Consider the following 24,875-nt stretch of genomic DNA (forward strand, 5'->3'; position numbering starts at 1 on the left):
ATGCGCTTCCCCACAGCGTCAGGCAGCGAAGTCCGCCAGGAAGTTTCGCGGCAACTTAGCCGGATTCCGCAGGCGCGCGGGCGGTTCTGGGCCTCGGTAGTTGTGCTCTCCATCGGCGCACTCGGCTCAATGGCGGTGCCGATTCTGCTCGGCCGCGTCGTCGACGTCGTGCTCGCGGGTGGCGCAGACATGGTCACGCGCATCCTTTGGATCGGCGCGGGCGTGTCCATCGCGGCGGTGGTCAGCGCTGGGCTCAACGCCGTCGGGTTCTACCTGCTGTCCACAGTCGCGGAGCGAGCGATCAGCAACCTGCGCGAGGATATGGTCGATACAGCACTGCACCTGCCCACCCACCGCGTGGAGGAGGCCGGCTCCGGGGATTTGCTGTCGCGATCGACCGATGATGTCGCCGAGTTGTCGTCGTCAATCTCTCAAACCTTGCCCGATGTCACCTCCGCGATCTTTGTGCTCAGCGCAACCGCCATCGCTCTGATCGGCCTCGATCCGTACTACGCCGTCATTCCGCTGCTGGCTGGCCCGGCGTACTTCCTCAGCTTTCGGCAGTACCTCAAGAGCGCCCCGGAGCGCTACGCCAACGAGCGCGCCTCGATGGCCGAGCGCGCGCGGCGCATGCTCGAATCCATCCACGGCCTGGAAACGCTGCACGCGTTCTCGCGCGAAGACCGCGCGCAGGAGCGCATCGGGGAATCGTCGTGGCGAGTCGTGGAAAACGGCTACCGCGCGCGACGCACGATGATGGTGACGCAGGTGCAAATGACGATCATCGAGGCCGGCATGCTCATCGTCGGCCTTGTCATGAGCTATTTCGCCGTGCGCGGTGGCCAGCTCACGATCGGCCAGGTCACGGGCGCGATGATGATCATCATCCGCATCCGCAGGCCGATGATGGGCATTATCCACACCCTCGACACGGTCAACTCCGGCTACGCCTCGCTCGCACGCATCGTCGGCGTAGTGCACAACCCGCCCGCGCGGGTGCCGGATTGCGACGCGCCCGCACCCGCCGGCCGCGCGGAGCTGCGCGACGTCTGGTTCCGCTACGGCGACGACTGGGCTGTGCGCAACATCAACTTCACACTCCAGCCAGGCAAAAAGGTCGCGCTCGTCGGCGCTTCGGGTGCTGGCAAGTCGACGGTTGCGGCACTACTTGCAGGTTTGCGGGTCCCCGACGAGGGCCTTGTGCTTATCGACGACACCTCCGTCACCGCCCTTTCCGACTCAGAACGCGTCGCCCGCCTCGCGCTTGTATCCCAGGAAGTGCACGTGTTCTCCGGAACCTTGCGCGAAGACCTGACCATCGCCAAACCCGACGCGACAGATGCAGAGCTTGAGCAAGCGCTTGCCGACGTCGGCGCCGATTGGTTTGCAACGCTTTCCGATGGCCTCGACACCATCGTCGGCAGCCGCGGGATGCGCCTCGAACCCGTACAAGCGCAGCAGCTCGCGCTAGCGCGCATCCACTTGCTCGACCCAGCGATTGTGCTCATGGACGAGGCCACCGCTGAAGCCGGATCCGCCGGCGCAGGCGCACTCGAAGACGCAGCCCGCGTGGTTACCTCGGGCCGGTCCTCGGTGGTCATCGCGCACCGCTTGGACCAGGCGGCGGAAGCGGACCTCATCCTCGTGATGGACGCTGGCGAGATAGTCGAGCGCGGCACCCACGCTGAACTCCTCGACCAAGGCGGCCGCTATGCGCAGCTCTGGTCAGCGTGGTCTCGTGGCCGGGCCTAGCTTCGGCCGCGAACGCGAGGTCGGGGAATGCGTCTGCCATCCAAGTGCGAATCCAGGCGCGAAATCATCTGCGAGATTGTAGAAGGGTCGGGGTGCCGGGGGTATAAAACCGCAGGTCGGTTCGAGCGCGATTGCGTACCCTTCTACATCCACATTGTTGACTTGTGTAGTTGAAAGGAAAATCACATTGGAGTGAGTCTGAGACCTTATTAACGTGGGTGGTGAACCTTGAATATTTGAATATGGAGGAGGAACCACCGTGACTACAAAAGTCAACGGCGGCGCCGGTGGCGCCAGAGTGCCAGATGCCGACGCTAAAGCCGACGGCCAAACCGCCGCAGCGCAAGCGCCAAAGGAACGCACCACCGGTCAGAACATCGCATTCGTCCTCGCGTTCGTCGCCCTGATTGCGGTGCTGCTCGTCCCGATTCCCGGCCTCGACGCGACTGGCCAGATCGCGCTGGCAATGCTCGCATTTGCCGTCATCATGTGGGTCTCCGAGGCGGTGTCCTACCCGGTCAGTGCGGTGATGATCGTTGGCCTCATTTCGATCTTGCTCACGTTCGCGCCCGACCCGGAAAACCCTGGTCAAATGGTGGGGTCGAAGACGGCGTTGTCCACCGCGATGACAGGATTCTCGTCATCGGCGGTCGCGCTGGTGGCTGCGGCGCTTGCGCTCGCCACTGCGATGCAGGCGACCGGGTTGCACCGTCGCTTGGCGCTCTACATTCTCAAGATCTCGGGCGAGAAGGTCTCCAACATCGTCATCGGCGCGATCGTGATCTCGATTGTGCTGGCGTTCTTCGTGCCGTCGGCAACCGCGCGCGCTGGTGCCGTTGTACCGATTCTGATCGGCATGGTCGCCGCGTTCGGGCTACCCACGGACTCGAAACTCGGAGCGCTGCTGGTGATCACCGCAACGCAGGCGGTCTCGATTTGGAACGTCGGCATCAAAACCGCCGCGGCGCAAAACCTCGTTGCCATCGGCTTCATCGAGGACCAGATGGGCCAGTCCGTCTCCTGGGGTCAGTGGCTCATGTGGGCGGCACCCTGGTCCATCCTCATGTCGATTGCCCTCTACTTCATCATGCGGTGGGCGATTAAGGCGGAAACTGATTCGATTACTGGCGGTAAAGAGCTCGTCGAAAAGCAAATTTCGGAGATGGGCCCGATGACTGGTGCCGAGAAGCGACTGACCGCGATCGCTGTGTCCCTGCTGCTGTTCTGGGCGACCGAGGATGTGCTTCACCCGATTAGCTCGTCGGTGATCACCATCGTCGCAGTGGGCGTCATGCTCATGCCGGGGATTGGTGTGATGACGTGGAAGTATGCGCAGGAGAAGATCAACTGGGGCACGCTGGTCGTGTTCGCTGCTGGCATCTCACTCGGCACGTTCCTCCTGAACACTGGCGCGGCGACCTGGCTCTCCGAGGTGACGTTCGGTGCGCTGGGCCTGGCGGGGATGCCAATGCTGGCGACGATTGCGATTGTCTCGCTGTTCAACATCGTCATCCACCTCGGCTTCGCCTCGGCGACTTCGCTCGCGTCTGCGCTGATTCCGGTGTTCATCGCGCTCGCCGCGACCCTGGATGCGCCGAACGGCGGCCTCGGCTTCGTGATCATCCAGCAGTTTGTGATCTGCTTCGGCTTCCTACTTCCGGTTTCCGCGCCGCAGAATATGCTGGCGTACGGCACCGGCGCGTTCACCCCGCAGCAGTTCCTACGTACCGGTATTCCGTTGACGGTGGTCGGCTACCTGCTGATCCTGCTGCTGTCGGCGACGTACTGGAACTGGATCGGCCTGGTTTAAGTCGCTCCGAGGTTATTGCAGCACGAGCCCCACGTGAATTGTGGTGAGCTCGTGCTCGCCTGGCCCGGCGGGGAGCGCTTGCAGCTCCGCAGCGGCGGCGGGGGAGACCGGAATGATCCACCCCTGCTTCGGGTCCAGCACCGGAGCCGACGCCGCGTGCGAAGGCACAAACGTCACCGGGCGCTGGCCCTCGGCGGCAAGCTGCAGGGGCCCGCGAAGGGCACGTAGCTCCTCCAGCGCTTGGGGGGTAGTGGTGATAATCACCAGCTTCTCATCGGTGTCAGGGGAGAGGTTCGCAGTGTGCACGAGCAATTGCTTAACGACGACGCGCTCATACCGCCTAGGCAACTCGACAAGGCCCGACGCAGTATCGCCGCCACCGAAAACGCCCCGCACACGGTCCATAAAACCCATGGCCGAAAGTGTAGCGTTCGAAGCATGACTGACCCGAAGCTCGAGCGCGTCTTTTCCTACCCATTCGGCGACATTTACAACAACTACGTCGCCAAAGTTGAGCGCACGAATCGCACCCGCGGCGAGCTCGACGACGTCCTCGGGTGGTTCACCGGGTTGAGCCCGGATCAGCTCGCGGCGGCAGGGGAGCAGACGCTTCGCGAGTTCTTCGAGCACACCGCCCAGCTGCCCGCTAGCGCGGAGCTCATCACCGGCAGCGTCTGCGGGGTCAAGGTCCAGGAGGTCGACGACCCGCTGATGCGCAAGATCCGCATGATGGACAAGCTTGTCGACGAACTTGCGAAGGGCAAGGCCTTGGAGAAGGTGAAACGGGGATGACGCAGGACGTCGATAAGCACGAGCTTGCTCAGGGAACCTCCCACCGTGCGCAAATGATCCTGCCGTATGGAACGGGGGAGCTGCGCGTGGCGCAGCCGCGCGAGGAGGAGCCGCTGCGGCGCGGCAACCGGCTCACTAAGCCCGGGTGGAAGTTGGTGCTGAAGCGCTGCGTGATCGACTGGGGTCCCGACGCAATGGTGGACCGCGGGGCAACGCTGACTTACTACACCGTGCTTTCGATGGCGCCGATGCTCTTGGCTGCGTACTCCATCATCACCTTGTTGCTGCCGCGTGATGAGGCGGCGGCCGAGTCGCTGATCACTGGCTTGGTCACGGAATATGTCCCGGCCGAGCTGCAGGAGCAGGCGCTGGAACTCGTGCTCAACATCATCGGTACGCCGGCGCAGTCCACGATTGCGTTGACGATCTCTGTGATTATTTCCCTTTTGTCGGCTTCCGCCTATGTCCGCTCGTTCTCGCGCAACGCGAACCTGATTTACGGGCGCACCGAGGGCCGCAACATCGTGATCACGTGGCTGACCATGTGGTTGATCACGCTGGTGATGGTAGTTGGCGCAGTGCTCATTCTCATGGGCATGTTCCTTACCGAGTCCATCGTCACTGCCGTTCTTGGTCCACTCGCCGCGCCTCTCAAGCTCGAGGACACGCTGGAGTACCTCACCTCGATCTTCTTGCCGGTGTGGGCGTACGCGCGCGTGCCTGTCATTATCGTTGCTGCAATCGCGCTGATTTCGGTGCTGTACTTCCTCGCCCCGAATGTCAAACCCGGGCGGTTCCGGTTGCTCACCGTTGGTTCGACGCTCGCTCTGGTCGTCATTGCAACCATCTGGAGTCTGTTCAGTTGGTACCTGTCCGCGATCGGTGTGCGTTCGCCCTACGGTGCGTTCGGTACCGTCTTGGCTGTACTCGGCCTGCTGTGGGTGATGAACATCGTGCTGCTCGAGGGGGTCAAGATCGACGCCGAGATCTTGCGCGCGAAGGAGCTCCAGGCCGGGCTCGATTCTGGGCACCTCATCCAGGCCCCGCCGCGTTCCAACGATGGGGCCAAGTGGCGGCTGCAGACGCTGGCGTGGGCGGACAAGACAGTGGCCGAAATTCAGGCCCGACGCCAAGATGAAGAACGCGAGTAGCCTGGCCGCTATGGCACTTATTGATCCCCGTACCAAGTACCCTTCCGAATTCGACAAGGAAGACCGCCAAAAGGATCCCGGTCTCGACGAGAAAATGACCACCGAGCCGGACCTTGGCCAGAGCACCTACAAGGGCTCCGGCAAGCTCCAGGGCCGTCGAGCACTGATCACCGGCGGCGACTCCGGCATTGGCGCGGCGACCGCGATTGCGTTCGCGCGCGAAGGTGCTGACGTGGCCATCGCCTACTTGCCAAAAGAGCAGGAAGACGCCGAGCGCATTCTTTCCGCCATCGAGGACGCTGGCCAGAAAGCTGTCGGTATTCCGGGTGACTTGCGCGAGCGCTCCGTGTGCGAGGAGACGGTGCAAAAGGCCGTCGATGAGCTTGGCGGTCTCGACATCTTGGTGAACAACGCGTCGCGCCAGGTGTGGAACGATGGCGTGCTCGAGATTTCCGACGAGGATTTCGACGCCACGATGAAGACCAACATCTACTCCGCATTCCGCGTGACCAAGGCGGCTGTGCCGCACATGCCGCCGGGGTCGTCGATTATCTTCTCCACCTCGATCCAGGCGTACGACCCGTCGAAGGAACTGCTTGATTACGCAATGACCAAGGCGGCCTTCAACAACTTCGCCAAGGGACTGTCCGGTGAGCTGCTTCCGTCGAAGGGCATTCGCGTCAACGCGGTGGCACCGGGCCCGATCTGGACCGTGATCCAGCCGGCCGAGGGCCAGCCGGAGGAAGTGGTGGACAACTTCGGTAAGGGCTCCGACATGGGTCGTCCGGGCCAGCCGGCGGAGCTCGCCGGGGCGTACGTGTTCCTCGCCTCCGAGGATGCGTCCTACGTATCGGGGGAGACGCTGGCAGTCACCGGCGGCGCACTTACGCCGTAGACGGAGCGAGCATTCCGTTTTTGTGCGAACAAGTTAATGTTCCTCACGGAACCAGCCCGGATCGGAACGAACGCTCTGTTTTTTAGCGGTTTATAGCTATACTGCGACGCAGGCTTGCCTAAACGGAGTGAGCGTTCCGATGGAAGTGAGTGGCTCGATATGGATGTGACGGAGCTGGGTGAGTTCGTCCGAATAAACCGCAAAGATAAGGGCCTGACGCAACAAGACCTTGCCGACCTCTCAGGTGTCTCAGACCGGTTTGTACGAGAAATGGAAAAAGGCAAACCTTCAGCCGAGATCGGCAAGGTGATCGCGGTGCTTACAACTCTTGGATTTGATCTCGAGCCCGTCATCCACCGGGGAGTCCTATCGTGATTGCAGCCGATGTCTATCGGAATGAGGAGCTCGTCGGCCACCTCGCAAAATCCGAGGGGGGCATTGTTGAATTTCGGTATCTCGAATCCGCCAAGAGCCCTGTTGCGACAACGTTGCCTCTCGACGGTGGACACTACATCGGCGTGGCCGGAGCGCTTCCGGCGTTCTTCACCAACCTGCTTCCTGAGGGCAGGAGGCTATCTGCCCTTAAACGACAGGTGAAAGCTTCGCTTGACGACGAACTAGCGCTGCTAATCGCCGTTGGCGCAGACACGATCGGCGACGTCCAGGTTATACCTCACGGGGAAGAGCCCATTGGTGCGCCAGCGATGATTGACCTGGGCGGCGAATTGGACTTCAGCAAAGCCCTGTCCGACTCCGGTATCCCTGATCCGGTGGCGGTTCCGGGTGTGCAGGATAAGGCCTCGGCGCGCATCATTGCGGCACCGGTGGCGGGAGCCGGAAATGAGTTCATACTTAAGGTCTCCCCGCCAGAGTTTCCGAAACTCGTTGAGAATGAGGCCGCGTGCTTCGACATTGCACGCGGGACAGGGTTTCCACTAGCCGAAACGCAACTGCTCCATGACGTGCATGGGCGCCCCGGTTTGCTAGTCACTCGCTTTGACCGGGAGGGAAAACGACGCCTCCACATGGAGGATGCTGCGCAGATCATGGGTCTTTACCCGAGTGCGAAGTATGACCCGCCCATGGAAGATGTCGTTGAGGCATTGAAATCGGTGAGTGCGTCGCCTGTGCTCACTGCGCGCTCCGTTGCATTCCAGGTTGCTTTGGCTTGGCTTACCGGCAACGGCGATCTTCACGCGAAGAATGTCTCGTTGATCTGGCACAACGGAGCAGCGGAACCCGCGCCGATCTACGACATTCCCTCGACTGTCCCGTATGGCGATACGACGATGGCTCTGGAGCTACAAGGGAGAAACGACAACATCAGCGCGAAAATCTTCCGTGCATTTTGTGCAGAGATTGGGCTACCACAAAGAGCTGCGGAACGCGTGATGGAGTTGGCTCTCAAGACGACCGAGGATGCGCCCGAGCGCATAATTAACGCCACAGAATTCGACCCGCGCCGGGTCCGCGACCTCCGTCGAATTCTGGATCGGCGTCGCCGCCTCTGGCTAGGATGATCACTTCTCCGCGCGGGCCACAACGCGTGCTCCGCGCAGCGCAACGGTGAGCCCGATAACAACCGGAACTAGACCGACAACGAGCAGGTAGGCGCGCTCGGATGACGGGTTCGTTGAATCGTAGAGCACCGATGCGGTACCTGCGAGCGATGTGCCGATTGCCATGGTGAGGAAGTACAAGGCCGCGAACCTCGTTCGGAACGCCGCCGGAGCGTGCGCTCCAGTAGAGGACATGCCGACAGGGCCGATGAACAGTTCGCCGAGCGACATGCACAGCACGCAGCCGGCAAGCGCGAGGAAGGGTGTGCTGGCTTCACCGCCGCCCACAAACGGCAGCAAAAGGAACATCCCAGCCCCGGCGAGCGCGAGCCCACCGCCCATGACGACATGACGTCTCGGCGCGAACCGGGCCATCGCAAACGCGATGGGCAGTGAGAACACCAGGATGTAGAACGGGTTGAGAGACTGCGTCCACGGCGCCGGGATGGTGAAATCGCCAATGGTGCGATCAAGGCGTTGATCTGAGTAAACCGCGAAGACACCTGCGGTTTGAGCGAAGAGACCCCAGTACGCAGTGGAGCAGATGAATAGCGGGATATACGAAAGCACCTTGGAGCGCTCCTCCTTTGTGGTCTCCGGGGAGGTCAGTGCCTGCACAAACAGACCGACTGCCGCGAGCACAGTGAGAGCAAGCAGACCCATCACGAGCCCGTCGGGCTGGAGGACATCCGTGGCCAACAGGGCCAAAATGAGCGCGACAAAGGCAGTTCCAGCGGCGACGATCGAAGCGGCGCGTTTCGAAGCAATCGGCTGCGCCGGGCGCCCGATTGCTTCCTGGCCGAGGACAGCGAGCACCTTTGGACGCAAGGCGAGGTACATCACGGCTCCGGCAACCATGAGCACCGCAGCGGCGCCGAAACCAACATGGAAGCCGTACTGCTGCGCCAACCACCCGGTCAAAAGTGGTCCGAAGAGCGCGCCCACATTAATTCCCAGGTAAAAGATCTGAAACGCCGCATCCCGCGAGCCAGCACGGTCCGGAAATGCAAGTCCCAGCAAGGTGATCGCGGCGGTTTTTAGCAGCCCCGAGCCAAGCGCAATCGCAAGCAGGCCCGCGGCAAGGCCGGCGTACCCGGGGATGAACGCCAGGCAAAGGTGCCCGGCAACCAACAAACCGCAACCGGTGAGCAGCGTGCGCTCGGGCCCGAAGACTCGATCGCCGAACCACCCGCCGACGTAGGCGAAGAGATACAGGCACGCACCGTACGCGCCGACAAGTGCGGTGGCCTGCGTTTCTGCCATCCCCAGCTCGCGGTAGAGGTAATAGACCAGGATGGCCTGCATCCCGTAAAAGCTGAAGCGCTCCCAGGCTTCCACGCCAGCAAGTGCAGCGACAACAGGGCCTTTGGAAGGGGTGCGGGCACGAGCGGTTGAACGGTGTTCAAGTTGAGTCACAAAGAGCAGTATGCACGCAGCTTTAGACTGCTAGGGTCGAATTCGGCAAAATTCTGAACACTGTTCAAAGGGACGTCATGAAGGGAGCAGAGGTGGGCCAGCAAATTGCACCGGAGCAAATTGCCGCGATCGATGCGGCGCACATCTGGCACCCTTACGCCGAGCCAGGACTTTTCACCTACCCCGTCGCATCAACGGGTGGTGCGTACCTCACGCTCGAAGATGGACGCACGCTTATCGACGCCATGAGTTCCTGGTGGGCCGCCATCCACGGGCATGGCCACCCTCGCCTGGTCGACGCGGCGAAGGCGCAGATCGACCGAATGAGCCACGTGATGTTCGGCGGGCTCACCCACGCACCTGCAGCCCGGCTCACGCAGCAGCTGCTCAAGCTCACCGGCGGTCACTTCAACCAAGTCTTCTATTCCGATTCTGGATCGGTCGCGGTCGAAGTTGCGATGAAGATGGCGCTTCAATACGCGCGCGGCACCGGTCATCCGGAACGCACGAAGTTCCTCACCTGGCGCTCGGGCTATCACGGCGACACGTTCGCCACCATGAGCGTGTGCGATCCCAACGGTGGCATGCACGCGTTTTGGGGCTCGGCGCTGCAATCACAGGTGTTCGCGCCGGCGCCGCCGGTCACGGGGGCGTCGACAAGCAAGCGAAGCTCCTACCTTGAGGAGTTCGCATCGCTGATCACCGACGAAATCGCGGCGGTGATCATCGAACCGGTCGTGCAGGGCGCAGGTGGCATGCGGTTCCACGACCCCGAGCTCGTGCAGGGGCTTCGCGAGCTTTGCGACGGCGCCGGGTTGCCGCTCATCGCCGATGAAATCGCGACCGGTTTCGGACGCACTGGGAAATTGTTCACCACGGTGTCGAATGGGGTTGTGCCCGATATTTTATGCGTGGGCAAGGCGCTGACCGGCGGGTTCACCACGCAGGCTGCAACCCTGGCTACGGAGAGGATTGCGGCGGGGATGCAGCCCCGAGCGCTCATGCATGGTCCGACATTCATGGCGAACCCGCTCGCGTGCGCGGTGGCGGCAGAGTCGCTCGCGATGATTGCAGAGGGCGAGTGGGAGCAGCAGGTAGCGGCGATCGAGCGGGGTCTCGAGCGGGGGCTGGGGCAGCTGCGCGGTGCGCCGGGGGTTGCCGATGTTCGTGTGCTCGGGGCGATCGGCGTTGTTGAAATGGACCGTGACGTGCCGATGCGCGAAACCACCGAGGCCGCGATGGCACGGGGCGTGTGGATCCGTCCTTTTGGGCGGCTGATTTACACCATGCCGCCGTATATCTGTACCGAGGATGAAGTAGCGAAGATTTGTGGCGGCATCGCGGCAGCGGTGGACGCAGCGGGAAGGGTTGAAGCATGATCATCTGCGTCACCGGAACGAACACCGATGTGGGAAAAACCATTGCCACTGCGGCGCTGGCCAACGTCATCGACCAGGCTGGCTACAACGTCATCGCGGCGAAACCCGTGCAAACCGGCACCACGACCGATCCAGGCGATGCTGCCACCGTGACCAGGCTAACCGGGTTGCCTACTGTGCAGGGATGGGGTTTCCCCGAGCCCCTGGCACCGAACCTTGCAGCGCGCCGAGCAGGGGAGCAGGCACCGTCGTTAAGGGAAGTCGTTCAGTGGGTGCGAGATCTCGATGCACCCGATCGCACGGTGCTCGTTGAAGGAGCCGGTGGTCTGCTGGTACGCATCGGGGATGATTACTCGCTTGCCGACGTCGCCGTGGAGCTCGACGCACCGCTAGTGGTGGTGACCTCGCTGGGGTTGGGCAGCTTGAACCTCGCGGAGCTTACGTGTGTGCATGCCCGTCAGCGAGGGCTGGATGTTCTGGGGTTGGTCGGCGGGGCAATGCCCGCTGAGCCCGACCTGGCCACCGCGCTCAATGTTGAAGAGCTGCCACGCGTGACCGGGGTGCCGTACCTCGGCTCACTTCCGGCAGGTGCGGGCAAACTTAGCCCTAAGGACTTTGCAGCGATGACACAAGAGGTACTCGGACCACACGCCCGCAGGTTCACCCCGTAGCCCGATCACGCCCGCTTCGGCGGCAATGCCTGCGGCGTTCTGTTCTGGCCGGGGTAAGTGCGTTTTGGTACGAACTTCAACGGGTGCGACCAGGCATGGACCGAGCCCCCTCTGGTGAGGATGACGTAGTCGCCGATCCCAAATTCCGGTTCGAGTTCTTCGGTGATCCGGGAGAACGGCTCCGGTGCTCCCTCAAGCGGTTCAACGGTGACAATCCACGGGTAGGAATCCTCAATCGCCACGACAGTGTGGATGCCGCCGCCGTTGTCCTCCCCGGTAAGCCGCAATGATTGATGGACGAAGTCGTTCCACCTTTCCCATTCCCTCAGTCGGGCCTGCGGCCGCTCCATGAGCAGTAGCCCGAGGAAGAAGATGACTGTCGCAACTAAGACCAGCCACCACTCGCCGAACGAGACATACATGAGTGTGGTGCTGCCGATGAACGCCAGAGGTGCCCACGCCCACGCGTGCGGGGTTCGTTGTTGCAACATGCGTGCAAAGCCGAAGGCCACGAGGACTCCAGCGATTGCGGGAATGAGGCCGTAGACTCCTCCGCGCGGTTGATCTTCAGCTCCAAGTTCAGTGATCGCGCGAATGATCATGCATATGGCAAGGGCACTGCAGAGTGCGTAGTACCCAGCCGAGATCTGAAACCTGACGTCTTCAAGTAATTGCAGGTTCACCAGTTCCGAGCTGTGCGGCGAGGCTGACAAGTATGAGGCGTGCCGGCGCAGCTCAGGCAATTGCCCTTTGAGTTCTGTTGCGGTGGGGGAGTCGATGACCCGCTCGTGCAGCTCGCGCAGCGTCTCTTCAAGCTCCGCGATCTTCAGCAACGCGGCATTACGTCTCGCCCTCTCTTCAAGCCGCTCTACAGTCTCCGCTTCCCGCAGCACGCGTCGATAGATATCGTCTTCCCACGAGGACAGCTTGCGCTTACGTGCGTCGTCACGTTTGTACTGGCGCCGGGCCGTCTCGCATGCTTGCTTAATTTTGCGTTCTCTGAGCAAAAGTTCAATAGAGTACCAACTAGTGTCGCCAAACTTGTTTCCAAGCTCACGATTGTTGTCCACCGGCTCTACGCGGAATTCCGACGGAGACTCGAGCAAGTCGAAGTACGCGTCCCAGAATGCGGGGGTGCTGATCGGCGTTTCCCCCGTGCTCAGCTTCTCGACGATCGATGCAGCTACCGTGGCTGCATCGCCGCCAATTTGGCGCAGAGCGTCGAGCACCTGCTCGCGCCGTCGAGAAACTTCGTCAGCGGAGCGTTGCTGATCGAACTCCTTCGGTGTGGGGTACAAAAACATCCGGTGCAAACTGACGGTCACCACCTCATTGATCGCCCACGGCGCGGTATTGCCCGGCGACAGGGTCTGATCCACTCGACGGAGGTTCTCTAGCGCGTCTGGGTTGCTTTCAATCTCGCCGAGCAACGCTTCAAGCGTTTGGAGTTCAGTTAGCCAAAAACCCACAGGAGGTGTCCTTTCAATCTCAGCGGATGCCGCTGTCGGGCATGCGGCCCATAGCCCGCGCTCTGCAAGGAAAAGGGAACGTCAAGCGGCGCTAGCGCACGTCGCGAAGCACCTCGAATGCCCGCCGCACGAGGGCGCACCCTTCGTCAGGGTCCCGTGGCTGCGGGAGCGCAAGGTATGTCTTGACTGCTGTGGCGCCCGCGACACCGTACGCGCTGAGCAGCACCTCGGCGTCGAAACGTGTGGCGCCAGGGATGCGCCCGCGCATACTGGTAACCAGCGGCTCGGCCAGCTCGTTCATGGCCTCCTCCTTCGGGGGAGCCTTGGATTCGGAGCGGGTGCGGTCACCGATGAGCACCAGCGTGGAGGCGGAATAGAGCTCGAAGCCGTCTTCGTTGAGTGCGTCGATCAAGATGGCTTCCATCGCTTCCGCTGCGGAAAATTCCGCGGGCATCGCGGCGAGCTGGTCAGCAATGGTGACAAATACCTTGCGCAGGAACTCCACGAGCGCCTCGTCAATGTCCGCGAAGTAGTTGTGAAACGTGCGCGCGGACACACCCGCGCGCTCGGACACCCGCGCGACGGTGACCGCGTCCGTACCCTCCTCGATCAGCAGTGTCGCAGCCGCCTCCGAGATGGCGCAGCGGGTCGCAGCCTTCTTCTCTTCGCGCAGGCTCATGACCTATACCCTAACCGGCTGCTGTTCCTGCGAGTACACGCGGTGGAGCTTCTCGCCCTCGATATCCAGGTTCGGCAGCGCTTTGTCCAACCAGCGCGGGATCTTCCAGGCGCGGTCGCCGAGCAGGTACATCGCCGCCGGAATCAGGGTCATGCGGACCACGAAGGCGTCGATAAGCACACCTGCGGCGAGCGCGAAGCCCATGGCCTTAATGAACGGTTCGTCGATGAGCACGAACGCCGCAAACACCGAGATCATGATTAGCGCGGCCGCGGTGACCACGCGAGCACCGTGCTTGTAGCCGTTGGCAACGGCGTTGCCAGCGGTCTTGCCTCGGGAGACGTAGCCCTCGCGCATACGGGTGACCAGGAACACCTGGTAGTCCATGGCCAGACCGAAGGTGAGGCCTATGAGCATGATGGGCAGGAAGGATAGCAACGGCTGCGGATCCTCAATGAGTCCGAACATGCCCTCCTGGAAGATGGCCACGGTCACGCCGAAGGTCGCCGCCATGGACAGACCGAAGCCGAGCGCGGCGATCAGCGGCACCCAAATGGAACGGAACACCAGCATGAGCACGATGAACGCAAGTCCCAGCACGATGGCGATGTAAGGCACGAGCACGTCGGAGAGCATCTGCGAGATGTCGTCGAAGATCAGCGTGATGCCGGTGATGCCGAACGTGGCGCCGGTTTCGTCCTCGAACGGCTGCTTGAACTCGCGCAGGCGTTCCAGGGTGTCGGTGGTGGCCTGGTCGGTGGCACCAGAGTCCGGGGTGATCAGTACCTGGGCAGCGTCGAGGTTGTCGGTGGTCTGCACGATCTGGGCGTTGACCACGCCTTCAGTGCCAGCAAAGTCCTGCAGTAGCGACTGGTAGGCGCCCATTCGGTCCTGCTCCGCGACGTTGGCGGTATCCACATAGGCGATCATGGGGGCGTTGCGGCCGGGGCCGAAGGCGTCGTCGATAAGCTCATAGGCTTCGCGCTGCGGGGAGCCGAGCTTCGCGGTGCCGTCCGTCGGCATGGCCAGGCGCAGGTTGGCGGCGGGGATGGCGAGGATGCCGAGCAGTACCACCCCTGCGATGAGGTTGAGCCAGGGGCGGGAGCGGATCTGGCGCGCCCACAGAAGGCCCATGGTCGGTTTCTCGTCCTCCGGGTCCGGCACCTTCGGGCCGGGGATGCGGATCGCGAATGCGCGGGTGCCCAGCAGGCCGAGCAATGACGGCAGGAACGTCAAAGCCACCAGCACCGCTATGGCGACAGTCGCAGCTGCGGCGAGCGCCATGGTGGTGAGGAACGGGATACGGATAATTGACAGAGCAGCAAGCGCGATTAACACGGTCGTGCCTGCGAAGACGACAGATCCGCCAGCGGTGCCCAGCGCCAAGCCCATCGCGTGCGCGCGCTTAGCCTTGTCCATCTTCTTCAGTTCCTGCGCCAGCTCCTTCGGCGTTAGGTCATTGAGGCCAGACGAGGAGATCAGCTCGTTCCGGAAGCGCGCCACGATGAACAGGGAGTAGTCGATGCCCACTGCAAGACCGATCATGGATGCGAGCATCGGCGTCATGTCAGAAATCGAATCCGTGAACAGGGTGCCCAGTTGGATGCCGAGGATACCCACGCCGACACCGATAACGGCACTGATCAGTGGCAGGCCGGCCGCGACGAGGGAACCGAATGTCACCAACAGAACAAGTGCAGCGACGGCCAAGCCGATCAGTTCGGAGGTGCCGTCCATCTCTACTGCGCTGGTGAATGCGTTGCCGTTGTACTTCACCGTGAGGTCAGTGTTGTCGTAGCGTTCGAGGATGCTCTCCACCTCGTCGAGCGTCTCCGCCGGAATGTCCATTACGGTGTCATCGGTGAATGTGACACTGACGGTGCCGGTAGTTTCGTCCGGGCTCAGCGGCGACAGCGCCGCGAGGTCCGCCTCGATCTGCTCTTGCGGCATGCCCTGGGCAGCCTTGGCCTCGCCCATTTGTTGAGCCATCCCACCGGCGGCGAGCACCGGGTTGACAATCGCCTCGGGTTCACGGAAATCGCCGGTGGCCTTGAGCTCGTCGAGCATCGCATCAACCTCGGCCATCACCTCTGGGTCCTTCAGCGTTGTGCCCTCCGGCGCCTTGATCACGATGGTGCCGGAAGGCACGCTCATAGCGTCTTCGTCGGTGCCGAAGCGCTCATTCATCTCCTCCTGCGTGACAGTGGAGTCCATGTCAGGCATGGAAAATGTGGGGCTGGGGGATGTTGCAAAGTTCGCGGCGCCGAAACCGAGGGCACCCAAGAGGATGAGCCAGACGACTAAGAACGGCCAGACTTTTTTGTATGACCAGCTGCCTAGACGGTAGAGGAATTCAGACATGTTGCACAGTGTATGCAAAGTTGCAGACAGTGTGCAACATTTAAGCCTCCGCGGAACTCCGCGGCGGCGGCCGGAGCGGCATCTAGTCGGCGACCAGCGGCTCCATGGTCAGCTCGGGGTGCTCCTTCTCCACGAACGCGAGCTTCCACTTGTCGCCGAAGAGGGCAATGAGCTCGCCATCGGAGCGGGTGAAGATCTCCACGCCGCGCTGGCGGCCCAGCTCCGGCGCCGAGGCCTCGTCGGTGCGGCGTGCCACGGAGTAGGGGATTGCCTCCGTGACCGTCTCCACGTTGTACTCCAGCTCCATGCGCGCCTGCATGACCTCGAACTGCATCGGGCCGACCGCGGCCATGACCGGCGCGGCATCACCGCGGGTGTCGTTGCGCAGAATCTGCACCACGCCCTCAGCGTCGAGCTGGTCAAGACCCTTGCGGAACTGCTTGTACTTGCCCAAGCTCTTCGCCCGCAGGGTGCGGAAGTGCTCCGGCGCGAACTGCGGCATCGGCGGGAATTGCACCTTCTTGCCGGCGTAGATCGTGTCGCCCGGCGCAAGCGCGCCCGCGTTAACTAGGCCGATGATGTCACCCGGGTAGGCCGTCTCCACTGTGTCGCGGGAGCGACCGAACACGGTCAGCGCGTATTTCGTCGAAAAGCTGCGGCCCGACTGCGCGTGCGTGACTTGCATGCCGCGGTCGAACTCGCCGGAGACCACTCGCATAAACGCCAGGGTGTCGCGGTGGTTGCGGTCCATACCCGCCTGCACTTTGAACACCACCCCAGAAAAGTCACTGTCCAGCGGTCGGTTCGCATCCATTGCGCTTGTCGACGCCTCGACTGCCGCCGGATCCGCCTCACGGCCCTCTGGTGCCGGTGCGATGGCGCACAGCGTGTCCAGGATCTGGTGCACGCCGAAGTTGAGCATCGCGGACGCGAAAATGATCGGCGAGGTCACGCACTGCTCGAACAGCGCCTGGTCGTGGACGGCCCCGTCTGCGGCGAGCAGCTCTGCTTCTTCAACTGCTGTCTCCCAGGCATCCCCTTCCTTTTCGGCCGCTTCAGTGGGCGAAAAGTGCTCCTCGGGCGCGATGGTGGAACCACCCGCGGTGCGCACGAAGTGGACGTAGTGGTCGACCTCGCCGTCGCCATTGACACGGGCGAGGCCGCGGAAGTCGCCCGCGTCGCCGACTGGCCAGTACAGCGGCGTGGGCTGCAGGTCGATCTCGGTAACAATCTCGTCGACTAGCTCGAGCGGCTCGCGGCCGATGCGGTCCCACTTGTTGATCACGGTGACAATCGGCAACCCGCGCGCCTTGCACACGCGGAACAGCTTCAGCGTCTGCGGCTCGAGGCCCTTTGCGGCGTCGATGAGCATCACCGCGGCGTCGACCGCCGAGAGCACGCGGTACGTGTCCTCGGAGAAGTCGGCGTGGCCAGGGGTGTCCACGAGGTTGATCACGAACGGCTCGCCCTCGTGAGACTCGGGTGCGTACTCGAACTGCAGCGCGGACGACGCGACCGAAATGCCGCGTTCTTTTTCCATCTCCATCCAGTCCGACACCGTCGACTTGCGGCCCGCCTTGCCGTGCACCGCGCCGGCCTCAGAAATCATGTGCGCATGCAGCGCCAAAGCCTCTGTCAGCGTCGACTTACCGGCGTCCGGGTGGGCGATAACGGCGAATGTGCGACGGCGAGCGGCTTCGGCGAGGGTGGCGGTCATAACTAGCAGATTCTAGGTACTATCTCCGCATGGCAACAATTGGCATCATCCTTGGTTCCGTCCGTGAAGGCCGCGCTGGCGAGCAGATCGCCCACTGGGTGCTCGAGAGCGCGCAGGCCCGCGGCGACCATGACTACCGGCTCATCGACCTCGCGGACTTCGACGTCCCCCACCTCGTGTCCACCACGCCGCCCGGAGCGGCGAACAAGCAGTACGACGATGAAGCGGTGACCCGCTGGTCTGAGGCCATCGACGCCTGCGACGGATACGTCTTCATCACCCCCGAGTACAACCGCTCGGTGCCCGGCACCATGAAAAACGCCTTCGATTCGCTCGGCCCGGAATGGCTGGGCAAGCCGGTCGGCTTCGTCGGCTACGGCTTCGACACCGGCATCCGCGCCGTCGAGCACTGGCGGGTCATCGTCTCCAACTTCTCCATGTTCGACATCCGCAATCAGGTTTCACTTTCGCTTATCGACGACATGTCGGACGCCACCTTTGCCCCACGCGAGCAGAAGCAAAACGACCTCGACCGGATGCTCAGCGACCTGGCGGGGCAGCTGGACTAGTCCGCGAGCGGAAGCTCGAACACGACCCCCGTGCACTCGATGCGACCGGTGTGCTTGCCGTTCCAGCTAGGGGAGAACCCGACTTCCTCTAGCGCTTCGAAGACCTCTCGGCCGATTTCTGCGTCCGACTCCGAGCCCGGATTGTCGAGCGAGCTGAAACCGAAGTAGAGCTCCCCGATGTGGATCACCGTATCCACGTCCTGCGAGGTGCAGTAGGCGTAGCCTTTGTGGCCTGCTTCCTGGGCCTTCTCAGCGCCGTCTTCGGCTGCTTCTTTCTTGTCGTATCCCTCGTCGAATGAAAAGGAGAGATCGCGCTTCGCGAGCGCTTCCCGCAGATTCTCCATACGCTGCGCGTCCTCTGACGCCTTCGGGATCACGCGGGCATACTCTTCTCGAACCTCCTCGACAAGTGCCTCTGGGTCGGAGATTGGCTCGTCATCGTCCTCAACCCACGTGGTGATCTCATCGCTGCTCCACCCGTGGCAGAGCATCAGGGAAATACTGCTGGAGGTCTCCGCGGATTCGTAGAGGCCGTCCGCGGGAGGGAACTTGCTGTCGATCATGGCGTGGTAGGGCATAGCGGCATGGTAACAAGACTAGGACTTTGCGTGGATGGTGTTCTGGGCGGCTTGCAATGAGTCGTCGATAAGCAAATGGACAGCTTCCGCTGCGAGCTGGAGCTGGGCCTCGATGTCCTCTTCGACTGGACCGAGGACCCAATCGGTGACTGCCGTGCTTTGGGGCGGGCGGCCGATGCCGACGCGAACCCGCAGGTAGTCGCGCGTACCGAGGGCTTCGGTGATGGACTTCAGCCCGTTGTGGCCGTTCTCGTTGCCGCCGAGTTTGACGCGGACTTTGCCGGCGGGGAGGTCGAGTTCGTCGTGGATGACGATGATGCGCTCCGGTGGGATGCCGAGTTTGGTTGCGAGGGGACCGACGGCCTCGCCGGAGGTGTTCATGTAGGTGGTGGAGCGGGCGTAGGCCGTGTTGTTCTGCACGTCGACGAGCGCTTTGAATCCGCGCGCTGGTTGAAGCTGCGCGCCGAGTTCGTCGAGCACCATGTAGCCGACGTTGTGGCGGGTTGCGGCGTACTTGTCCCCGGGATTGCCGAGGCCGACGACCAGCCAGTCAGCCGCGAGGTCGGCTACGAGATCCTGCGGTGACGCGGTCTTGGTGGGGGAGCTGGAGCGGGCGCGGAACATCGCGCGGATGAATGTGAGCACGACCCTCAGTGTAGGAAACGTGTGCGCTCGGTGAACGAGCGCACGGTAGGCGTCAAACGTACGATGACCGCATCGCACTGTGGCGCGGGTGATGATCGGAGGATCGGCGTGGTTGCAGAGTTAGTCTTCTTTGGGTTCGTCGTTGCTGTCATCGCGATCTCCTTCGGGGTAATTCTGCTGACCGAACTCCGCAAGCGGCGCACCCAAGCCGAGACCGACCGGCAGTATGCCGCGGATCACCGAGCGTTCGCCCAGAGTTGGGCCCGCGACGTGGACATTGCGCTTGCGCACTTGGCGGCATCACCCTTGGTTGCGGGGGCAATGCGGGCCGAGTGGGAGGCATTCAAACGTCGACTCGACTCCGAGCTGGAGTCGCGCGAAGTGTGTGATGGCATCCGCAATGCACGCCAGAACGCCATGTACCTGCAGGGCATCGAACAGGGGGACATGCAACTGAGGGTGCAGGCGGTGAACGAGCTTCGGGAGGAGGCGCACGCCTATGGCGCGCGTGATGCGGCCTTCTTATCGGACCAACTGCGTGCCAACGTGGGCTCGTCCACCTTCACGAACGAGTACATCCAGATCGCCGCGTTGCTTGGGCCGGTCACGCAGCGCTGGGTGGAGCGCGAGATGCGGGTGCTGCGCGGGATCGATGCGTTCTCCAGATCAGCCAAGTTTGAGGTGAAGCCTCCCTCCCTTTGGCACCGCGACTTCGTCCCGGGAGCGGGGTTCGGCGGGTTCATTCCCCGCTACAGCGCGTGGCGTCAGTGCGAACCGCACATCAACATCGGCGGAGAAAACAGCCGCGTGAATTACGAGAGCGAGGCCATCTTGTTCACCCGATTCTTGCCGTCGGCGGAGGACGTGCGCTGATGTTCGCCACGATCGTCCTCGTATGCATTGTCCTGTTGTTCGCCTACGTGTATTTCCTGTTGCGCCGGTCCGAACACCGGGTTGCGGACTCGGACTACGCGTTGGATACCTTCGGCACCTATAAAACTGGCGGAAGGACCGAGTGGCGAAACGAAGAGTATTACCGCCAAGCGTTAGCCTCCATTCCGCACACCGACCAGCTGGTTGCGCAATTGCGCTCGCCCCTTGCAGCCGGCATCGCGCAGCAGTGGTCGATCGCGAGCAGCGAGTTGCCCGCGCTTCCCAACTATGACCACGATGATCAAGTACGAGCAGCAATGCGCTGCGCGCAGCGTCTCATGCGCATTAACCGGGACTGCGCCACGCTGCTTTCCGCGGAGCAGGGGAACCCGGACGCGCGCCTGGCCATCGTGGCAACGCTCGACCGGGATCTTCGCTTCGCAGACACAAAGTGCCCGACGCTGACCCTCGAACAGCTGCGCATCCGCGACGAGCTTCGCGCCATTGCGGATCGCGCCCGCGCGTTGAAAGGCACGGTCGAATCGCCCCGTTTCTTCGACGACTATCTCTCGCTGGTGCGCGACTACGCGGCGCTAGTCGTAAGGGCGCGGCCCGTGTGCTTCAAGCGCATGAGAGCAGACGCACCGTTTGAGCCCCCGCCCATCGGCAGCATCTTCTACGTCTTCGGCTGCACCCACGGTCTCGTGCCGTGGACGACAGCGTATTCCCTGGACAAGCACCGTGTCACGGAGTAGCCGACGAGCTTGGCCCGCATCTGTCGCGGTCGCCCTGAGGCAGGATTACAATTCGCGCCGAAGTAGCAGCGATCGCGGTGGTGAACTCAGAGGAGCAAAATGGCAAATCTCTTCACGTTCCTCGTAGGGGTGCTTATGTTCGCGGGTCTGATCGTGGCCATCGCTCGCACCGGCCGCGAGCAAAAACGCGCTCAAGCTGAAGCCGATGCGGCGTATTGCGCCGAGCAACATCTCAATGCACAGCGCTGCATTCGTGAAGTCGATGCGATATTGCAACGCATGCCCAGTACTCCGTTGATTACCGCTGAAGCACGGCGGGAATGGGAAGTGCTCAAACGCCGGTTCGCCGCGGAACCACCTGCCCGCGACGTGATCGAACAGATTCGCGTGGCACCGCAAAACGCTGCCTACGTGCTGGGCCTAGAGCAGGGCGACCAGCACCTTCGCGCTCAAGCGGTCATGGAGCTGTTTGCAGAGGCCGCCGCCTACGGAGCCGACGAGGTAACGGCACAGATCCTCCACCTGCAGAGGCGTTTGGGGTCAGACGCGTTCATCCATGAATACGCCCACCTCGTCGGCATGCTTGGGCCTGTGGCGCGGCAACGGCTGGACAATGACCTCGCGTTTGCGAAGAAGTACGAACCGTTCAGCCGGCCCAAAGAGCTCACACTCTCGCCGCCGTTGCTGGGGCACAGCGACTTCCTCCCCGGAGCGGGCAAGGGAGGATTCATCCCCCGATACAGCGTCTGGCGCCAATGCGAACCTCAGATCGATCTCCATGGCGACAGCTGCGAGGTCACCTACAGCAACACTGGTCTGTTTTTCACCCGCTTCATCCCCTCGCTCCGGGAGACCGGCAGGGTGATCCCATGACTTGGCTCACCATCATCCTTGCCGTCGCTGCTTTCTTCACCATTCTGGCGTTGGTAGACGACGTTCGGGTTCGCAGGTTGGACACGCACGGCAGGTACACATCCCCGTCGCACACTGAGCGTCGAGACGATGAGCTGTACCAGCACGCACTCTCGCTCATTCCTGAGATTGACCGGATGGTTACGCAGCTCCGTACACCGCTCGCTGCGGGAGTGGCGGCGCAGTGGCAGGAAGCGCGCAACGAGATTGCCCCGATGCCGCGCTCCAAACGACGCCGCCAGGTCAACGCCGCCATGCGATCCGCTCGGCGATTGATTCGCATCCACGCCGATTGCCGCATCCTCGCCGCCTTCGAACAGGGCGATTTGCACGCGCGGCTCACTGTTCTAGAAAGCCTCGACCGCGACCTTCGATATGCGCAGAATGCCTGCCAGACCTCGTCACTCGCGCACCTGCAGCTGCGCGACGCGTTGGTAGAACTGAGCCAGCGAGTCAGAGCGCTGTATGGCGTCGTCGACTCGCGGCATTTCGAGGATCAATACCTTGGCACACTGAGGGATTACGGCGCGCTGCTGCAGGCTTACGCTACGGAGTCGTTCGGCCAAGGCGGAATCCCGCCGCTTGGGAGCTGGTTTTACGTGTTCGGCTGCGGCCACGGCCTTGAACCGTGGATGTCGGCAACCGAGGACGAGGCCTATTAAACTCGCGAGGCATGCAACTCCCACGCGTCCTTGCAGCCCCCATGGCCGGCGGGCCCACCACTCCTGCCCTAGTCAACGCGGTCAGCTTCGGCTTCCTCGCACTCGGCTCGTGCACCCCAGCGCAAGCCCGCGAGTGGCTTGCCGAGTGCCAGGCACCGTTCGGAGCCAACCTCTTCCTCCCTCAAGAAGAGCTCTTGCTTGACGACGCCCACGTTGTCGCCACCTCACTCAACACCACAGTCCCCGACGTGGACCTGACCAACGGCTTCGAAGCGAAGTTCGCAGCTGTATGCGAAGCCGCTCCCGCGATCGTCGCATCGATGTTCGGATGCTTCACCTCCGCGCAGATCGATCAGCTGCACGAGGCCGGCTCGGAAGCGTGGGCAACGGTGACCAACCCGCGCGACGCTCAAACCGCGAAAGAAAACGGCGCCGACGGGCTGATCGTGCAAGGACCGCTGGCAGGCGGACACCGCGGCACCTGGACCGTCGCCGAGGACCCCGATGCGCGAAGCCTCGAGCGGCTCCTCGAGGAGATCGTGCCGATGGGTTTGCCGGTGATCGCTGCTGGGGGAGTGCGGGTGAAAGAAGACGTCGATAAGCTTCTTGCTCTCGGTGCTGTGGCTGTGTCGTGTGGGACTGCTTTCTTGCTGGCGGACGAGGCCGGGACCTCCGAGCGCAACCGCGAGCTGCTGCGGGGTGACAGAGAAAGTGTGCTCACCCGGGCGTTTTCGGGGCGGTGGGCGCGCGGGTTGGAGTCGGAGTTCACGCGGGAGCACCCGGACATGCCGCCGGTGTACCCGTACTTGCGGCCGATGACCAGCGATAACGACTACTGCCTCGTGGGCGCTGATCGGGGGGAACTCATGGAGGCGCCCGCGGGAGAGATCGAGCGGTTGTTAACGTCCGGGCCAGAGTCGGCGAAGGAATAGGTAGGTACACAAAAGAGAACCGGAGAGGAAGTCATGAAGAAGTTTTCGAAACTCGCCGTCGCCGCCGCAACCTCCGCAGCGCTTGCAACGGGCGCGTTCGCCCCAGCCGCTGCTGCTGCCGACGATGTTCCGCAAGGCGGCAGCGCGATGTGGCTCTACAGCACCCTGGTGAGCAACCTCCTGAACGGCCTCGATCAGCTCATCGGTGGTCCGGACATGCACCCGACGGAGAAGTTTGGCGGTGTCATGCTCAGCTCGGCACCGTTCATTGTCCTGCTGTTCCCGCTGCAGATGATCGCCGAGGCCGAGGTGCGCCTGCAGGCTATGCTCTCCTCGCAGTACCGCTAGCTCGTCGGGAGCACGCGCGTGGTGTTCTGGATGTGGCCTAGGCCCTCGATCTCCACGCGGACCGTGTCGCCGTCGGCAAGGTAGCGCTGCGGGTCGCGCGCGTGGCCCACGCCGTCCGGAGTGCCGGTGGCGATCACGTCGCCGGGTGCCAGCGGGTAGAGGTGCGAGATGAACTCCACCAGCTTCGCCGGCGAGAACACTAGATCGTCCGTGGGTGCGTGCTGCATGACCTCGCCGTTGACGGTGGTGGTCAGCGTCGGCCCCGGCCGCCAGTCGGTGTCCAGCCAAGGGCCGAACCCGGCTGTCTTCTCCAGCGACTTGCCCTGGTGCCACTGCTGGGTCCGCTTCTGGAAGTGGCGCTGCGTGTAATCGTTGATCACGGTGTAGCCCGCGATGTAGCGCTCCGCGTCGGCCTCGCGCACATGGCGCGCATGCTTGCCGACGACCACCGCCAACTCCCCCTCAAAGTCCAACGTGGCCGAGTTGAACTCGGGGATTTCCGCGTCATCGCGGGCACCGATCAATGCTTCCGGGTACTTGATAAACAGGGTGGGCACGTCGGGGCGGTCGTGCCCCATCTCGTCGATGTGCTTGGCGTAGTTCAACCCGACGCAGATGATCTTGCCCGGGCGGGGAATCACGGGCGCGAGGTGGTGCTCGGTGAAATCAAGTCGCCCGCCTTCGGCGTGCGCTACAATGCGTGCCCACTCTGGCTCGTGGAGCAGCGCACCGACATCGGCGTAACCCTTGATTGCGGTCGCGGTGCCGTCGCCGTCGATCCGCGCTGCGGTGGTGGTGTCACCGTTTGCTGTGCTCGTTCTGATCGTGGCAAGTCGCATGAAGCCAGGGTAGTCCTAATCGACACTGCGAAATCCCAAAATGCGGTGCCTCGCACCTCCCTCACCCGACCCCTCTACAACGGTTGTAGAGGGGTCGGCACATCGAAGGCG

At 62.7% G+C, this 24,875-nt stretch carries 25 protein-coding genes; 16 read left to right on the forward strand and 9 right to left on the reverse strand.

Annotation, left to right across the window (positions count from 1 at the left end; translation table 11 throughout):
• Both CGLAUT_RS03895 and CGLAUT_RS03900 read left to right on the forward strand, forming a co-directional pair.
• Nucleotides 1–1,752: an ABC transporter ATP-binding protein gene (locus CGLAUT_RS03895; protein WP_290186434.1), complete on the forward strand. Its 1,752-nt coding sequence runs from the start codon at nt 1–3 to the stop codon at nt 1,750–1,752.
• 259 nt (nt 1,753–2,011) lie between these two features.
• Nucleotides 2,012–3,562, forward strand: a complete 1,551-nt coding sequence (locus CGLAUT_RS03900; protein ID WP_290186436.1) for an SLC13 family permease — start codon at nt 2,012–2,014, stop codon at nt 3,560–3,562.
• Nucleotides 3,563–3,574: 12 nt separating this feature from the next.
• On the opposite strand, the gene CGLAUT_RS03905 is transcribed toward CGLAUT_RS03900, so the two are convergent.
• The gene (locus CGLAUT_RS03905; RefSeq protein WP_290186438.1) at nt 3,575–3,976 is read right to left on the reverse strand and encodes a hypothetical protein; all 402 of its coding nucleotides are present in this window, start codon (nt 3,974–3,976) and stop codon (nt 3,575–3,577) included.
• A 24-nt stretch (nt 3,977–4,000) separates the two neighbouring features.
• Between CGLAUT_RS03905 and CGLAUT_RS03910 the strand changes: the two genes are divergently transcribed.
• The 5 genes from CGLAUT_RS03910 to CGLAUT_RS03930 all read left to right on the forward strand — a co-directional run bounded on the left by CGLAUT_RS03910 (nt 4,001) and on the right by CGLAUT_RS03930 (nt 7,920).
• Nucleotides 4,001–4,354, forward strand: a complete 354-nt coding sequence (locus CGLAUT_RS03910; RefSeq protein WP_290186440.1) for a DUF2200 family protein — start codon at nt 4,001–4,003, stop codon at nt 4,352–4,354.
• Complete coding sequence (locus CGLAUT_RS03915; RefSeq protein ID WP_290186442.1) at nt 4,351–5,505, forward strand: YihY/virulence factor BrkB family protein; 1,155 nt, start codon at nt 4,351–4,353, stop codon at nt 5,503–5,505. The genes CGLAUT_RS03910 and CGLAUT_RS03915 overlap by 4 nt, the downstream gene beginning before the upstream one ends.
• Nucleotides 5,506–5,515: 10 nt before the next feature.
• Nucleotides 5,516–6,400: an SDR family oxidoreductase gene (locus CGLAUT_RS03920; protein WP_290186444.1), complete on the forward strand. Its 885-nt coding sequence runs from the start codon at nt 5,516–5,518 to the stop codon at nt 6,398–6,400.
• 159 nt (nt 6,401–6,559) lie between these two features.
• Nucleotides 6,560–6,775, forward strand: a complete 216-nt coding sequence (locus tag CGLAUT_RS03925) for a helix-turn-helix transcriptional regulator (protein ID WP_290186446.1) — start codon at nt 6,560–6,562, stop codon at nt 6,773–6,775.
• Nucleotides 6,772–7,920 carry a type II toxin-antitoxin system HipA family toxin gene (locus CGLAUT_RS03930; RefSeq protein ID WP_290186448.1) on the forward strand — a complete coding sequence of 383 codons (1,149 nt, stop codon included), beginning with the start codon at nt 6,772–6,774 and terminating at the stop codon, nt 7,918–7,920. The genes CGLAUT_RS03925 and CGLAUT_RS03930 overlap by 4 nt, the downstream gene beginning before the upstream one ends.
• Here the strand turns inward: CGLAUT_RS03930 and CGLAUT_RS03935 are convergent, their stop codons facing one another.
• On the reverse strand, nt 7,921–9,375 hold the full coding sequence (locus tag CGLAUT_RS03935) for a peptide MFS transporter (RefSeq protein WP_269768552.1): 1,455 nt from the start codon (nt 9,373–9,375) through the stop codon (nt 7,921–7,923).
• 77 nt (nt 9,376–9,452) lie between these two features.
• Between CGLAUT_RS03935 and CGLAUT_RS03940 the strand changes: the two genes are divergently transcribed.
• Both CGLAUT_RS03940 and bioD read left to right on the forward strand, forming a co-directional pair.
• A complete protein-coding gene (locus CGLAUT_RS03940) occupies nt 9,453–10,754 on the forward strand; it encodes an adenosylmethionine--8-amino-7-oxononanoate transaminase (protein ID WP_095659580.1) in 1,302 nt (433 codons plus the stop codon).
• Nucleotides 10,751–11,425: a dethiobiotin synthase gene (bioD, locus tag CGLAUT_RS03945; RefSeq protein ID WP_290186451.1), complete on the forward strand. Its 675-nt coding sequence runs from the start codon at nt 10,751–10,753 to the stop codon at nt 11,423–11,425. Before CGLAUT_RS03940 ends, bioD begins: the two co-directional genes overlap by 4 nt.
• Before the next feature lie 5 nt (nt 11,426–11,430).
• Here the strand turns inward: bioD and CGLAUT_RS03950 are convergent, their stop codons facing one another.
• The 4 genes from CGLAUT_RS03950 to CGLAUT_RS03965 all read right to left on the reverse strand — a co-directional run bounded on the left by CGLAUT_RS03950 (nt 11,431) and on the right by CGLAUT_RS03965 (nt 17,651).
• Nucleotides 11,431–12,804: a hypothetical protein gene (locus CGLAUT_RS03950; RefSeq protein ID WP_157731257.1), complete on the reverse strand. Its 1,374-nt coding sequence runs from the start codon at nt 12,802–12,804 to the stop codon at nt 11,431–11,433.
• Nucleotides 12,805–12,985: 181 nt separating this feature from the next.
• Nucleotides 12,986–13,573 (reverse strand): TetR/AcrR family transcriptional regulator, encoded by a 588-nt coding sequence (locus CGLAUT_RS03955; RefSeq protein WP_095659583.1) that lies wholly within the window; start codon nt 13,571–13,573, stop codon nt 12,986–12,988.
• A gap of 3 nt (nt 13,574–13,576) precedes the next feature.
• On the reverse strand, nt 13,577–15,934 hold the full coding sequence (locus tag CGLAUT_RS03960; RefSeq protein WP_095659584.1) for an MMPL family transporter: 2,358 nt from the start codon (nt 15,932–15,934) through the stop codon (nt 13,577–13,579).
• 82 nt (nt 15,935–16,016) lie between these two features.
• Entirely contained in the window at nt 16,017–17,651 is a 1,635-nt protein-coding gene (locus tag CGLAUT_RS03965; RefSeq protein ID WP_290186454.1) for a peptide chain release factor 3, read from the reverse strand.
• A gap of 29 nt (nt 17,652–17,680) precedes the next feature.
• Here CGLAUT_RS03965 and CGLAUT_RS03970 point away from each other — a divergent pair, with 29 nt between their 5' ends.
• Nucleotides 17,681–18,220: an NADPH-dependent FMN reductase gene (locus CGLAUT_RS03970; RefSeq protein ID WP_095659586.1), complete on the forward strand. Its 540-nt coding sequence runs from the start codon at nt 17,681–17,683 to the stop codon at nt 18,218–18,220.
• Here the strand turns inward: CGLAUT_RS03970 and CGLAUT_RS03975 are convergent.
• Together CGLAUT_RS03975 and pth are read right to left on the reverse strand one after the other, a co-directional pair.
• Nucleotides 18,217–18,798: a DUF6891 domain-containing protein gene (locus CGLAUT_RS03975; protein ID WP_290186457.1), complete on the reverse strand. Its 582-nt coding sequence runs from the start codon at nt 18,796–18,798 to the stop codon at nt 18,217–18,219. The two genes, CGLAUT_RS03970 and CGLAUT_RS03975, sit on opposite strands and share 4 nt — an antisense overlap.
• 18 nt (nt 18,799–18,816) lie before the next feature.
• A complete protein-coding gene (gene pth / locus CGLAUT_RS03980) occupies nt 18,817–19,422 on the reverse strand; it encodes an aminoacyl-tRNA hydrolase (RefSeq protein ID WP_095661026.1) in 606 nt (201 codons plus the stop codon).
• Nucleotides 19,423–19,506: 84 nt separating this feature from the next.
• Between pth and CGLAUT_RS03985 the strand changes: the two genes are divergently transcribed.
• From CGLAUT_RS03985 to CGLAUT_RS04010, 6 genes are all read left to right on the forward strand, one after another.
• Nucleotides 19,507–20,316, forward strand: a complete 810-nt coding sequence (locus CGLAUT_RS03985; RefSeq protein WP_290186459.1) for a hypothetical protein — start codon at nt 19,507–19,509, stop codon at nt 20,314–20,316.
• Nucleotides 20,316–21,071 (forward strand): hypothetical protein, encoded by a 756-nt coding sequence (locus CGLAUT_RS03990; RefSeq protein WP_290186461.1) that lies wholly within the window; start codon nt 20,316–20,318, stop codon nt 21,069–21,071. Before CGLAUT_RS03985 ends, CGLAUT_RS03990 begins: the two co-directional genes overlap by 1 nt.
• Before the next feature lie 99 nt (nt 21,072–21,170).
• Nucleotides 21,171–21,944: a flotillin family protein gene (locus tag CGLAUT_RS03995; RefSeq protein WP_290186463.1), complete on the forward strand. Its 774-nt coding sequence runs from the start codon at nt 21,171–21,173 to the stop codon at nt 21,942–21,944.
• On the forward strand, nt 21,941–22,645 hold the full coding sequence (locus tag CGLAUT_RS04000) for a hypothetical protein (protein ID WP_290186465.1): 705 nt from the start codon (nt 21,941–21,943) through the stop codon (nt 22,643–22,645). The genes CGLAUT_RS03995 and CGLAUT_RS04000 overlap by 4 nt, the downstream gene beginning before the upstream one ends.
• A gap of 11 nt (nt 22,646–22,656) precedes the next feature.
• Nucleotides 22,657–23,577: an NAD(P)H-dependent flavin oxidoreductase gene (locus CGLAUT_RS04005; protein WP_290186467.1), complete on the forward strand. Its 921-nt coding sequence runs from the start codon at nt 22,657–22,659 to the stop codon at nt 23,575–23,577.
• A gap of 33 nt (nt 23,578–23,610) precedes the next feature.
• A complete protein-coding gene (locus CGLAUT_RS04010; protein ID WP_095659593.1) occupies nt 23,611–23,925 on the forward strand; it encodes a hypothetical protein in 315 nt (104 codons plus the stop codon).
• Here CGLAUT_RS04010 and CGLAUT_RS04015 read toward each other — a convergent pair.
• Nucleotides 23,922–24,764: a fumarylacetoacetate hydrolase family protein gene (locus CGLAUT_RS04015; protein ID WP_290186469.1), complete on the reverse strand. Its 843-nt coding sequence runs from the start codon at nt 24,762–24,764 to the stop codon at nt 23,922–23,924. The two genes, CGLAUT_RS04010 and CGLAUT_RS04015, sit on opposite strands and share 4 nt — an antisense overlap.
• Nucleotides 24,765–24,875 lie beyond the last annotated feature (111 nt).

The sequence above is a fragment of the Corynebacterium glaucum genome, assembly GCF_030408855.1.
Taxonomy (GTDB): Bacteria; Actinomycetota; Actinomycetes; order Mycobacteriales; family Mycobacteriaceae; genus Corynebacterium; species Corynebacterium glaucum.